Origin of the sequence: Paenibacillus montanisoli (genome assembly GCF_003268025.1) — a bacterium.
GTDB classification, from domain to species: Bacteria; Bacillota; Bacilli; order Paenibacillales; family Paenibacillaceae; genus Paenibacillus_Z; species Paenibacillus_Z montanisoli.
This window is the reverse complement of sequence record NZ_QLUW01000003.1, coordinates 173,090-185,886: the sequence shown is the minus strand read 5'-3', so window position 1 is coordinate 185,886 and position 12,797 is coordinate 173,090. Positions and strand designations below refer to the sequence as shown.

Here is a 12,797-nt window from a genome sequence, read left to right as displayed (position 1 = left end):
AGGGACGAAAAAACTTTTAAGCAAACCGCAACTTTATGGTAAAAAACGCCGTTTATACATCTGTCATCCAATTTTCAATTATTTCGTCTTTAAAGAAGGAGTAAGGAAATGAAATCACTGAAGCATTTAGCTGTCTTATCCGCCGCTTTAATCACCTTGCTTCAATCGACCCCGCTGTCGGCTGAAGGCACGACCGCTCCCGCTGAGCCGATTATCTCCGCAAATCCCGGTCTGCAGTCGGTTCCAATCAAGCAGGTTTTGACCAATGAACTGGTGCTGAAGAAGAACAGCAAAGCGATGCTGTTCAACAAGAAGCCGCTTCAGGCCGCGCAGCCGCTTACGATCAAATCCAGCTCCTCGTACGCCGCGCTGAACGGGATTGCCGGACCTTTCGGCTACAAGCTGTCCTATAACGCGAAGACGAAGGAATCGATCGCAACCGCCGGCTCGATCGAGCTCCGTTTCAAGCCGGGCAGCGATATCATCAAAATCAACGGCGAAGCCGTCAAAGGCCCCGGACCGACTTTTATCCTGAAGGGCTCGCTCATGGTGCCCTTGCGCATGTGGTCGAACCTGACCGGAAGCCGCATAATCTCCCGCGGCACCGAAACGGTCATCAATTGGGCGGCCCCGCCGTCGGCCGAGTTCGCCGTGCAGCCCTCCGAAATCATCGCCGGAGAAACCGTCGTTCAATACTTTGTCGATGGCGTACCGACAATAGTCGATCCAATGAATGAACGCGAACGCTGGGAAGGCCGGCAGGACGTATTCATGGAAGCCGGTCCGCATACCGTCACGCGTTGGGTGCAAGGCGAGAACGGCGTATGGAGCGAGCCGTACAGCGTCACGGTGGATGTGAAGATGCCGAATCTGCCTCCTGCAGCGGATTTTACGACGGATAAGACCGTCTATCGCATTGGGGAGCCAATCGTGTATACGAGCACGAGCACCGACGAGAACAATGATATCGCCGCGACCAAATGGACGGGGAACGCTCCTGCCTTCTTCAGCGAAGGCGAGCATGCGGTCACGCTTGAGGTCAAGGACGGCGGCGGGTTGACCGGCACCATTACGAAAATGATCACGGTCTCCTCTGAAATTATGTACACCGAGGAAGAATTTAATCTGCTCTTCACGCCGGTCGGACGCAAATTCGACATGGACGGCGCGGAAGTGCTTACTTACCCGGCCGTTTCCTATTCTTTCACGAATGAAGCGGCAAGGCTCGTGCACAGCAACAGTCCGGAGCGCTTTACGACAACCGGCCTCGTTTATGACACGGTGCTTTCGGGCGCGACCAGATTCTTGTTCTATAACGAGAGCGGAGCAAGCTTCCCGCTGAAGATGTACTTGGTTGCGACAAATACGGACAACAGGGTTGCGACTGTCGGGGTAGGCGCTTGGGGCAAAGGCGGACCGGATAAATCCACGATCATGGCCGGCAAGATGGCGACGATCCGTTACATGGACGCAATGAACAAAAACGCGCCGGCAAACTACATATCGCTGAATCCGGGCGAGTCGCAGGTGCTGATTCCCGAGATGTCGAAGGTACCGCTTAAGCCTGGCGACGTCTTCTCGGCTTACGCCGACGTCGTCTCCGACTACAATATCCGTTACCGGATCGTCGTCGTGCAGGATGGTCAAGATCCGCTTCCGGTGCTCGACGATTTAACTGTTATGCCGCGCGATAATAAGCACGTACGAGGTACCTTCGATTACGCCGACAGGGTGATCGATCTTAGCACGAACGAGTCTCTCGGCTTGAAGCCGCAGCGCATCGTGCTCGGCGAAGGCAAGCTCGACAAGCTGATTGACGGCATCGACGAGATGACCGGCCTGCTGGAATACGATCTCGGCAACTTCGGCGTCCTATACAAAATGAAGGTGCATGTCGCGCCGAATACGCTTGTAGGCGTGAACGGCAGAGGCGGCCACTACGCAGGCGCGTTCATCGTGAACGGCACGCTCGTACCGGTGACGACCGATAGCGCGCTGCTCGACCCGAACGAAACGGCCGTCCTCTACCGCACGGGAGCGGCGCCGGAAACGCTCGACCTTGTCTTTACGCTCGCATCCGGCAGTTACCTGCCGATCAACCTGACCTTCCAGCAGATGCCTTCTCTGCAGCAATAGCGGTGCAAAAAACGCCAATGTCCGGATCTTAAACCGGCCATTGGCGTTTTGTTTTGCTTTTGGGGTGCGCCCCATGAGGCTATTCTTGTTCAAGCATCAAAATAAATCCGCCCATATCTCTAAGCCCCCCGCCAGCGGCGAGATGGTCCAGCACGGCGCGGCGAAGCGACGTATCGCGGGGCGCAGCCGACCGATCTTCATACAGGTCGCCGAAGATGCGGCGCAGCCCCTCGTTGCCGTCGCCGCCGACCGGATACAGCCTGAACTCGCGCTGGAACCGGACGATGTTGGAGGCGTCGCCCAGCATTTCCCCGAACTGCGGATCGAGCAGCCACGAGGTGCATGCGAACGCCAGCCGATGCTCTTCCGGGAAATGCCGCTTGAAGAAGAGGACGGCTTCCCGCATCGAAGCCAAGCACTGCGCATGATCCATTTTGCCGTCTGCGGCGATGTGGACGTCCAGCACGGCGTCGCCCCGGCGCAGCACGGTCTCCCATTCCTCGACGCGGAATGACTCGGCATGCCTGCTCGCAAAGCCGCCTTCATCAATGCGATGGCCGCGAATCGCATGCGCATCGGCCTCGAGCACGGATTCCCATGCACCCGCCTCGTCGAACAAGTTGTTGGTCCCGTCGATCAGCCCGTCGCTGCGGTAGCGGATGCCGCTCTCCGCGAGAACGGTCACTTCCCGGGACTCGCGATGGCGCAGCACGCGCACGCCGCCGCCGAAGCGGCTGCGATCGAACTGCAGCCGGCCGATGCGGAACAGCCGGAAGGACATGTGGTATACGAGCCACTCGTTGCCCAGGCCCCATCGGCCATGCCGTGCGTAATAATCATGCATCCACAGCGCCATGTCGCTGAGCGTGTGGACGAGCACCTCCTGCGGAATTGCTCTCTCCGCGTACAGCCCTTCTAGCCGCCGCAGCCCGCTCAATAGAATGATCGGCTGATACAGCTCAGCGCCCTCACCCATCGCCGACAAAATGCCGGACAGCGTTTCGCCGCCCGATTCGCTGCCATGCTTCGCGGCATCCGGCGATCCGGCCGTCTCCGGTTGAAACAGCAGCCGATACCCCCTCAGCGCCAGCGAGCTAAGCCTCTCGTCCTGCCGAATCGTCTCCGCCGCCAGCAGCAGCGCATCCATTGCCCCAGCCGGAAGCAGGGCCAGCCGATTCGCCTCCAGCAGCGCTTCCTCCTGCAGAAACCATAGCTCGCCTTGCGCCTGTTGCTTTTGCCCGTTCATCTACTTCTCTCCTTTATTGAACGATCCTCCCGGAAGAGGAAGAGTTTCATAGATTATAGCACACGGGGCTTTGCTGGTTATTTACTTCCTATGCGACTTCGCTTAACCGAATCCGGCCATACAAAAACAAGAGCAACATGCTCCCCGAAGTGTAAAGAAACCCAACGTTTTTTTCAAAACGTTGGGTTTCTCAGGCTGTCCAATAAAGGAATTAGGATCAATCGCGAGTCCGGATGTTTGACTTACATCAGGCTTTTCGAGATTCGAATTTGCCTCATGCTGCCGCGCATGCGCTAACGGTTGCCACGCACGCTATTTAGCCTCAAATGGCCCTTTTTGAAATTCTAACGGTTCTCAGCAACGCTATTTGGCGATTCGGACAGCGAATTCTTCCGATTGGGGCCAAATAACGCCTCTGGCGACCGTTAGAGTTTAAGAAAAGCTATTATTATGCAAATAAGCGCTGTAGCATCCGTTAGAATTTCCGGGCGCTCTCTGGAGCGGTGTGCTCCCTTTAATACATCGCTTATGTGGCGCGGGTCAGCAATAGACGCGGAGGCCGACCGGCAACGAGCGTTCCGTTCTGCACGTAGCCTTCCTCCCGGCCCTCAAGCTCCTCCGCAAGCCGCTTCCGCCACATGGCCAACCGGTTCTGCCAGTGCGGTGACGCGGCCAGATTGACCAGCTCCCGCGGATCGCCCACAAGGTCGAACAGCTGCTCCTCGCCGCTCTGCGAGAACCAAATATATTTCTCCTGGCCATCCGTGACAAAATGGTTCGAGAGCGCGCCATAGCTGTGTTCGCCGTGAATATAAGCGCGCCACTCCGCCTGCTCGCCGCGGCATAGCGGCAGCACGCTGCACCCGTCCACGGTGTCCGGTATCGGCGCGCCTGCGATTTCGAGGATCGTCGGCATCACGTCGCGCAGCTCGATCACCTCCGCCGATGAGCTCCCTCGCCTCAAGTTCAGCATGCCGCCAGGGTCGCTGACGATAAAAGGCACCTTGGCGCTTCCCTCATACGGAAGCGCTTTGCGGAAGTAATGGTGATCGCCAAGCAGCTCTCCGTGATCGGAGACGAACAGAACGACCGTATTTTGCGAGACGCCGTATTCATACAAGGCGTTCAGCAGCCGGCCGATCTGGTCGTCGATATGCGTAATGAGCGCATAATAAGCAGCCCGCGAACGGTCCAGACGGCGCTTGGGCACCACGCCGAAATGCGTGACCGGATCGGAAGAGCCGCTGGTCTTCGCTGCTTCGACATCGACCCAATCGCCGATCGGAGGATCAGGCAGCTCGAGGTCCTTGTACATATCGAAATAGGCCTGAGGCGGATCCAGCGGCGCATGCGGACGAACGAACGACGTGAACAGGAAGAACGGCTTGCCCGGGTCGCGCCGGCGCAGGAAATCGATCGACTGCGTCACCGTCCAGTTCGTCGGATGCAGCTCTTCCGCCAAATGCCAAGGCCTCGCCGCCGCCGACGCATTGCAGTCGAGCCCGTTATCGGTAATATCGAGATGCGCGCCGGCGGTCTGGCGCAGCCAGGTCAGATAATCGTCCACTTGGTCAAAATGCCCGTTTACCGAGTTGTTGTGCCTGCTGCGGTTATGATGCAAATAGCCGTCATGCAGCACGACATTGTGGAACCCGCACAGATTCCGGGCGGGAAACACGTGCATTTTGCCGACGCATTGGGTATGGTAGCCGGCACTGGCAAGCTCGCCTGCCAGCATGTGCTCGTACTCCCAAGGGACGCAGTCCTGATAGCCGATGCGTCCGTGCGAACGCTGGCTCATGCCGGTCATCAGCGCCGCCCTGGCTGGGACACAGGTCGGCGTGGCCGAGTATGCGCTGCGGAACAGCACGCCGGCACGCGCCAAACGGTCGAGGTTCGGCGTCTCCGCGACGGGATGGCCGAGCGCTCCCAAGCAGTCGCCGCGCATCTGATCCACCGCGATCAGCAGAATGTTAGGCTTCCCTTGCGTCCCGCCGCCGCTCAACGCGCCCCGCCCGCTTCGCCGGCATAATGGAAGGACAGCTCCCGGATGACCGGTTCGCCTTCGCATTCCAAAAGCTCGAGAATGGCGCCGGACGCTTTGATCGTCGGAATGCGGATAATCGTTTTATGGCCGATATTTTGGCCTTCGTAAACGACGATCTTGCCATGAGACTTTTCCGTGATGACGGACAGTCTGAACCGGCGCACGCTTTCGCCGTGCGTCAAATCTTCTTGAATGATGATATGATCGATCAAGTGCTTCTCTTGAGCGGCATATTTCCATGTCCGCCCTTCTTGCTTGCATGCAGCCAGCGTCGCCGCCGGATGGCCGAAGCGGCGGCGGATTTCATCGCCGAATTGGCGCAAATGCTCCGCATCCTTGCTTGGGAGCAGCCCTTCGCGGTTCGGTCCGATATTGAGCAGCAGATTGGTGCCGCGGCCGACCGACAGGTAATAAAGCCCCATCAGCTCATCGACGCTCTTGACCATATGCTCGTCTTCGTCGCTGTAAAACCAGCTGATCCGGTTATACCGCATTTGCACGTCGCATTCCGCCGGCAGCCAGAGCTGTTCGCCAAGCTGCTCCTTCTCCGTCGTAAGAATCGAGAAGTCGGTGGAATCGGCAACGTTCCAGCACGGAATCGACGCGACGCCGTCCTCGTTTCCGATCCAGCGAAAATCCGGATCGCCCATATTGAAAATAAGAATGTTCGGCTGCAAGCGGCGGATTTCGCCGATGATCCGTTTCCAGTCGTACGTATGGCCTTCCGAGCCGCAGCCGTCGAACCAGAGGATGTCGATATCGCCGTAATGGGTCAGCAGCTCCGTAATTTGATTGACGAAATAATCGTCATAAGCTTTTGCATCCTGCGTATAGAAATTCGCCGAGCCGTCATAAGGCGAGTAATAGAGACCCGGCTTAACGCCGTACTTGCGGCACGCATCCACGTATTCGCGAACGACATCGCCCTTGCCGTCTTTCCATGGCGAAGCTTCGACCGTGAACGTGCTGTACTTGGAAGGCCAGTTGGAGAAGCCGTCATGGTGCTTGGCCGTCAGCACCGCATAGTTCATGCCTGCTTCCTTCGCGGTCCGAATCCACTGCTCGCAATCCAGCCCAACCGGGTTAAAGTCGGACGGCGACATCGGCCGCTCGTCGAAATCCGCATATCCTTCGTAGAACGTACGCAAGCCGAAATGAAGAAACAGCCCGAATTCCATGTTCTGATAAGCAAGCTGCTTGGCCGTAGGTACCGGCTTTTGAACCGTTTGCATGCTTTAACGCCGCCTCTCTTTACATTTGAAAATCAAGCTTCGTCCCACAGACGGCGGAGATTATCCATCGCGATCCGCGAAGCCGACTTGCATTCTTCCATGCCCTCGAACTCGACCGTGATATTGCCATCGTAACCGGATTGCTTGATCAGCTTGATAATTTTGCGAATCGGAATTTCGCCGTGGCCGACAATAGCGCCGCGCAAGTAGTTGCCGTTGCTCGTGAGGAACCAGTTGCCGCCGCCCGGCGGCTCGTCGAACGGACGGAAATAGAAGTCTTTAAAATGAACGAGCGAAGCGTACGGCAGGTTCTTCATGACGCCGATCACCGGATTTTCGTCCACGCACATGAAATTGCCGATGTCGAGCGTCGTTTTGAAATTCGGACGGTCTACGGCTTGCAGTACCCGCTGCACGCGGTCGCTTGCCTGCACGCTGAAGCCGTGATTTTCGATCGTGGTCGTAATGCCGAACTGCGCCGCGTAATCGGCAATGATCCGGCTGCCCTTCACCATCAGCGGCAGGTTCTCCTCGAACCACGCGATCGTCATTTGCTCCTTCTGGATCGTAAACGCCGTTACGTCATGGCGCATATGCTTGATGCCGAGCCGGTGAATGAGATCCACGTGCTCCTTGACGCGGGCCATCTCCGCTTCGAACGCCGCTTCGTCCGGCTGCACGAAATTCGCGGGCATGGAATAGTTGGACAGCGCGATGCCGGCTTCTTTCGCTTTCTCGCGCACCGCATCGGCCAGTTCCGGATTGTCGACGAGCGTGAAGCCGTAAGGAACGATTTCCATATGCTCCCCGCCGTTGTCCGCGATCCACTGAATGGCGTCCAGTATGGTCATTTCGCCGGACTTGAGCGCGTTTAACAAGCTGTATGTGCTTAACCCGATTTTCATTGTCCTCTCGCCTCTTTCGCTTCCTTATTCGTATCGCTTCAGCTGGAAGACCGCTTCGTTGCGGCCTGCGACGACGCCGTTGTCATTGAGGATATCGGCAGGCGCCAGCGCGCGGAGCCGATCGATCGTTTCCCGCCGCGAGTAGCCGATCTGCTCCAGAATCGAAGCGATGATGAGCGGCCATTCCTCTTGGGAGCCGTCGAGCACCTTCAAGGCAAAGCCGAGTCCTTCCTCGCGAAGCCCGAAGCAGTACACGCCCTTGGCTCCGCCTTTGGCCACGATATTGTCGTCCATGAGCAAAATCGTACAAATTTGTTCGGTGCCGGCCACCATCTCGGGATGGCTGTTCATGAGCCCGGTGATCCGAACAACGGCCCGGCGAACGTTGGCATCTTCAATCAAGTCAGGCCGCGCCAGCTTCAAATAAGCAGTTGCCAGCCGGTCAAGCGGAATCGCGAATACCGGACAGCCGCAGCCGTCCACGCCTGTCACGACTTCCTCTGCCGGCATGGACGCCAGGTAAGCGAGCGTGGAGGCGATTTCCTGCTGGGCCGGGTGATCCGTATCCGTGTAACCGGACAAGGCGTAGCCTTTATGCTTGCAAAGCGACAGAATGCCAAGATGCTTCCCGGAGCAGTTATGATAAATCCGGCGTTTCGGCGATCCGGCGGTCTTCAGCTCATACGCTGCGCTTTCGTTCAGCGGATAAGTCGGCGAACAGATGAGCTGGTCCTCGTCAATGCCAAGCTTGCCGAGCATCGATTCCAGCTCCGTGACATGGAATGTCTCGGATCTGTGGGAGCCGGCCATGATCGCCGTTTCCTTCTCGGTTAAGCCGAACGCTTCATCCGCGCCGTGGACGAGTGCCGGGAGCGCTTGAATCGGCTTGCCGGACGAGCGCAGAAAGGTTAAATGGCGCACGTTGCCGGCGCCGTAACGGATACCGTTTGCATCTACGCCGCAAATATGGCCGGAGTGGACATTCTCCACATAGCCGCCGCGGTATTCATTTACCAAAATCTCAGACATGTTGTTTTTCCTCCTGACCCATTGTGTGTTGTACACAGGATGCACGACCCGCGGCGCCGCAGCATGCGGCAGGATAGAGCCGCAGCTAGCTAATGCAGCTGCGAGTGCGGCGTTGCAGCTATACGGCGACATGCGCAGCTGCTAGTTCAGCCTTACTTGACCTCCGGATGGAGGGCAGCCAGAACGGCCGCCATCCGCAGCGGATCGATCGGAGCCGCCGCCTTGCCGTTCTGCCGCACCCCCGAGCCGAAATGAACGGCACGGACGCCTGTCCGCCGCACGAAATCGGCTACCGTCTCCGGCGTCAGACCGCTCCCCGCCAGCACTTCAGGCGCCGAACCGGGGCTGCCGCTCAGCCGTACGAGCTTGGCGATTTGATGCTGCGCATCGAGTACGCTCGGCATCCCGCCGGATGTCAGCACCGTGCGGATGAGCGGGTGCTTGGCCAGCGTCTCGTACGCCTCCTCCAAATTACGCGCTTCGTCGAACGCCCGGTGAAACGTAACCGGCACGCCGTCCGCGGCATCGAGCAGCCGCTTCAGCTTCTCCTCATCGACCGTCCGTTCAGCGGTTAATACGCCGAGGACGAACGCGCCGAGTCTAAAACGCCGCAGCTCCTTCATGCTGCCCAGCATCAGCTCCATATCCTCCTCCGAATAACGGAAGCTTCTGCTGTGCGGACGGATCATGACATGGACCGGGATGGCGGATTCCGCCGTTATTTCCTCCGCGAATTGGAGCGCCGGCGTAAGCCCGCCCTCCTCGATGACCGAGACGAGCTCGATCCGGTCCGCGCCGGAAGCGGCCGCCTGCCGTGCATCCTCCGGTGTTAGTGCAATTACTTCTAGCAGCATAGCGAATCTCCTTCCAAAGAAAGCTGCGAATGCCGTCACCATTTTTCGCTGTGCATTTTTCGCAGCCTTTACTGTGCTTCCGCAATTATCTTTCTACGATTTTCGAGACTTGCAGTTCTTCTCTTCTTCCAGCAAATCAACGGCAAAACAATCGATCACCAGCGAGCCAGCGTCCGCGTTATTTCTCATAATGGCGATGTAGGAGTCCGTATAAGGCCCTGTTACAACCCCCATCGACAACCGGCCTCTGCCTGGACCGATCGGCTCCACTGCATCATGCAGCGGCCCGCCGTCGGTCGTCCGCACCGCGACGGAATACTGTCCGGCATGCTCGGCTAAGTAGTCGAACGAGATGCGATAGCGCCGGTTCGGCAGCAGATTCAAGGTTGAAGGCAGCGTACGCAGCAGCTCGCCGGTCAGCCGATCCATCGTCTTGAGCGACCACACGCCTTCCAGCGTATCTGACGTAAAGCCATCATGCAGCTGCGACAGATGGGTCTTACCGACCTTCGGATTGGCGCTCGCGAACGGTCCCCATCCCTCTTCGACATGCTCGAAATCTTCATAGAAACTGTGCCAGCTGCCGCCTGCCAGCCCTCCAGCCTCATGAACCCGCACATCGTCAAAGTGCACGTAGGACGCCGCATTCCCTTGCACCGCCGCAAGCGTCAGCACCGGTTCCACCGGTCCTTCGCCCCCTGCCGGAATCTCGAATCGGATTGCGAGCCGTTGATAGAACGTGCCCCTCTTGTCAGAATCGGGGTTGCAGTTAAGGACGTTGGTGCGAGATATCGATTTGCCGATATCCGGACCGCCGTATCCGCTTACAAGGATAGACGCCTCCCGGCCCTCCGACACTTCCACCCATACGGATGCCGAATAGCTTCGGCCCCGCTCCAGTCCCTTCAGTTTCTGGGAGACCCGGGCATCGGCGCCGCCGCCAATGAGCATATACGACTGGCCGTAGTCCGTTTCGGCGATGCCGATATGATCGGTACCGCCCTCCGGCGAGGAGGACTTCGTCCACCATGCAAAGCCGTGGCTGTCGAAGCCGGGATCCTTCACCGGGCTTCCTTCGCCCCATTCGATGTGCGGCAATGGCGGTGCCTCTTCTTTATATAACACATAAGGCGTGCGATCGTCTGCGACGATATGGACAAAACCTGAAATAACCGGTAAGTTCCGGACGAAGCGCCGGCCTTGGTTCGTCAGCCGGTACAGCTTGACGGTTCCGTTCTTCGGCCAGCCGGCCGGCAGCCGCCAGGAAGTCTCGCCTCCGCCATCGTTCCAATAGTAGATTTTCGATTCGTTCACGGGGCCCCAGGGCAGGAAGACGGTGTTTCCGATCGCAACCGGAATGCCGTCTTTGCGAATAACCGCCGTTCCTTCCTCCAGCCGCGACGTCACGCCGCCTTCCAGCACAATCTCCTCGTCCCTCCAGCTCCTGATCGCAAAATGCATCAAGTACCGGTAAGGAAGCTGCTTCGTGAAGAACGACCGGACCGCCGCAGGCAAATCCCGCTCCCGCTGCCAGCCCATAAATCCGTTGTCGCCGTACCTCGCGTAGCCGCCTTTCAACAGCGGATGCTCCGCATAGGCATCCTTGTCCTGGTGGCGGATAAACCGGTGGATCCGGCTGTCGCCGGTCGAATCATGCGTCCATACGGCATCGTCGTCCAGCGCGTCCGCCTCCTCCGTCCAAACCGTCCAGCCGTTGCCGCGCAGCTTGCTTGTCAACCGCCAAGCCGCCCAATGCTCGTCGCGGTAGGTATCGACGTAGATAAAGCCAAGATGCGGCGCCTGCGCCTTCAACTCATCCAGCCGCAGGTCGCAATCGCCGGACAAAATGTCCGCTTCGCGATCGATATAGTACGACTGATCGAGCCAGCGCCAGCCCGGCGTCGTCGTGGCGAGCGAATCCGAATACGCTCTCGCCTCAGGATAGGCTTCGCTATGATTGATATGGACGCCGATGACCGCGCCGTACGCCCGGGCTCGCTCGGACAGCACATTCAAATCGGCCAGTCCGCCTGCCCGTTCGTTGTAATTGCCGCCGTAGTCGGGATGGCCGCTGTCATGGCCCTCGCTTTGATAGCCCTTCAGCTCCAGCATCTGGCCGAATCCGTCGGTATAGAGATAAAATTTTTTCACGTTGTCCAGGATGCGCAGAAACGGATATTGCGCCATGCTGCCGAAATTCATCGCGATATGCGCATAGCTGCGGCGCAGCGTCTCCGCTCCCGGAATCGGCGGGAGCGCCTCTCGCAGCGCGATGGCTCCATCCTGCCAATCCACGATTCCGTCTCCGCCCAGGTCGCCGGTAATCAGCACCTTAACCCAAGGCTCGCCCACGACGCGCATATCCGGTCCGCGGTAGGTCCAATAGGCGTTCCAAACGGCCGTCCTCTTATAGCCGCCGCATGCCGTCGTCTGGACGCAAAGCCGCTTGCGGTTATGGAGCGTGTTGCCTGCCATGACAGCCGCCGCGAGCTCCGCGGTATTTACGATCGCAATCGCGCAATGCTCCGGCGCCGAGGCCGGTGACAGATCGGCGATCCTATCGAATCGATCGCCTTTGATCCCTTCGGCACGCGCGATAGAAGCCCCCTCCTGCGTATCGCGGACAGAGACAAGCCCATGCTGCGGAAACGCGATGGTACGAACCCGGAAATCGCCGAGCTCGGCGATTTCCGTAATTCGCATCGTAAGCGCCGTTTCTGAAACGGCGAACGTGACCAGCATCTCCACCTGAGCCAAATAAAAATAAAGCCGGTACGATGCCTCTCTGCCGCCGGACTGAACCTTAGCGGCAACCGAAGGCGCATACCGCCTTCCGTTCAACTCGACGTAAGCCAGCTGATCCTCTTGGCCATGCAGCACGGCACCGCTGGCTTTCCAGCGGTAGAGCAGCACGCGCGGAAACTCGGCATCGAGCACGACCTCCAACTGATCCGAAGACAGCGTCCACTTCGCCGGCGTATCGGCGCCGGATTCCACTTCCGCGAAGTCTGAACGGTAGATGGCGTCTAGCTCGCTGACCTCTACGCCGCTAATGCGCGCATGTCCGCCTTCGCCCGCGGCCTCGCCTCCGCCAGCGCCTTCATACTCCGCTTCAGCCACCTCGCCGCTGGCACCGCTCCATGCGCAGAAGCCGACTGCTCCCGCTCCCGTCTTCCAATCCGGCCGCTCGCCGTGATAGACTTCGTAGCCGTTCAGCGATACGGTCAGCACGGTTCCCCGAAACCGCAGCTCGATCCGGTAGGACTTGCCTTCATATAATGGATCGGACTTAAAGAGAATGCCCTGCTTGCCGCAGGGCATCCTCCAGATCCACGTACTCTTGCCGAA

Annotated in this window: 8 protein-coding genes; 1 reads left to right on the top strand and 7 read right to left on the bottom strand. The window is 58.6% G+C overall.

Features of this window, described 5'->3' with window-relative positions; all coding sequences use genetic code 11:
- The first annotated feature begins 108 nt into the window (after window positions 1–108).
- Window positions 109–2,136, top strand: coding sequence for a stalk domain-containing protein (locus tag DL346_RS16770; RefSeq protein ID WP_112883308.1), 2,028 nt, complete (start codon window positions 109–111; stop codon window positions 2,134–2,136).
- Window positions 2,137–2,215: 79 nt separating this feature from the next.
- Here DL346_RS16770 and DL346_RS16765 read toward each other — a convergent pair whose 3' ends face one another.
- The 7 genes from DL346_RS16765 to DL346_RS16735 form a co-directional block, all read right to left on the bottom strand.
- Window positions 2,216–3,382 (bottom strand): acyltransferase domain-containing protein, encoded by a 1,167-nt coding sequence (locus DL346_RS16765; RefSeq protein ID WP_112883307.1) that lies wholly within the window; start codon window positions 3,380–3,382, stop codon window positions 2,216–2,218.
- Between the two features lie 526 nt (window positions 3,383–3,908).
- Window positions 3,909–5,387, bottom strand: coding sequence for an arylsulfatase (locus tag DL346_RS16760; protein ID WP_276311563.1), 1,479 nt, complete (start codon window positions 5,385–5,387; stop codon window positions 3,909–3,911).
- On the bottom strand, window positions 5,384–6,661 hold the full coding sequence (locus DL346_RS16755; protein WP_112883305.1) for an alpha-L-fucosidase: 1,278 nt from the start codon (window positions 6,659–6,661) through the stop codon (window positions 5,384–5,386). The genes DL346_RS16760 and DL346_RS16755 overlap by 4 nt, the downstream gene beginning before the upstream one ends.
- Window positions 6,662–6,693: 32 nt before the next feature.
- Window positions 6,694–7,566, bottom strand: a complete 873-nt coding sequence (locus tag DL346_RS16750) for a sugar phosphate isomerase/epimerase family protein (protein ID WP_112883304.1) — start codon at window positions 7,564–7,566, stop codon at window positions 6,694–6,696.
- Between the two features lie 24 nt (window positions 7,567–7,590).
- Window positions 7,591–8,595, bottom strand: coding sequence for an asparaginase (locus tag DL346_RS16745; protein WP_112883303.1), 1,005 nt, complete (start codon window positions 8,593–8,595; stop codon window positions 7,591–7,593).
- Window positions 8,596–8,747: 152 nt separating this feature from the next.
- The gene (locus tag DL346_RS16740; RefSeq protein WP_206098543.1) at window positions 8,748–9,449 is read right to left on the bottom strand and encodes a copper homeostasis protein CutC; all 702 of its coding nucleotides are present in this window, start codon (window positions 9,447–9,449) and stop codon (window positions 8,748–8,750) included.
- Between the two features lie 93 nt (window positions 9,450–9,542).
- Entirely contained in the window at window positions 9,543–12,770 is a 3,228-nt protein-coding gene (locus tag DL346_RS16735; protein WP_240633304.1) for an endo-alpha-N-acetylgalactosaminidase family protein, read from the bottom strand.
- Between the last annotated feature and the right edge of the window lie 27 nt (window positions 12,771–12,797).

What these genes read in the sequence shown, in the direction of transcription:
- DL346_RS16735 (WP_240633304.1), bottom strand. Translation starts at nt 12,770, where the DNA reads ATGCCCTGCGGCAAGCAGGGCATTCTCTTTAAGTCCGATCCATTATAT.
- DL346_RS16745 (WP_112883303.1), bottom strand. Translation starts at nt 8,595, where the DNA reads ATGTCTGAGATTTTGGTAAATGAATACCGCGGCGGCTATGTGGAGAAT.
- DL346_RS16750 (WP_112883304.1), bottom strand. Translation starts at nt 7,566, where the DNA reads ATGAAAATCGGGTTAAGCACATACAGCTTGTTAAACGCGCTCAAGTCC.
- DL346_RS16740 (WP_206098543.1), bottom strand. Translation starts at nt 9,449, where the DNA reads ATGCTGCTAGAAGTAATTGCACTAACACCGGAGGATGCACGGCAGGCG.
- DL346_RS16755 (WP_112883305.1), bottom strand. Translation starts at nt 6,661, where the DNA reads ATGCAAACGGTTCAAAAGCCGGTACCTACGGCCAAGCAGCTTGCTTAT.
- DL346_RS16765 (WP_112883307.1), bottom strand. Translation starts at nt 3,382, where the DNA reads ATGAACGGGCAAAAGCAACAGGCGCAAGGCGAGCTATGGTTTCTGCAG.
- DL346_RS16770 (WP_112883308.1), top strand. Translation starts at nt 109, where the DNA reads ATGAAATCACTGAAGCATTTAGCTGTCTTATCCGCCGCTTTAATCACC.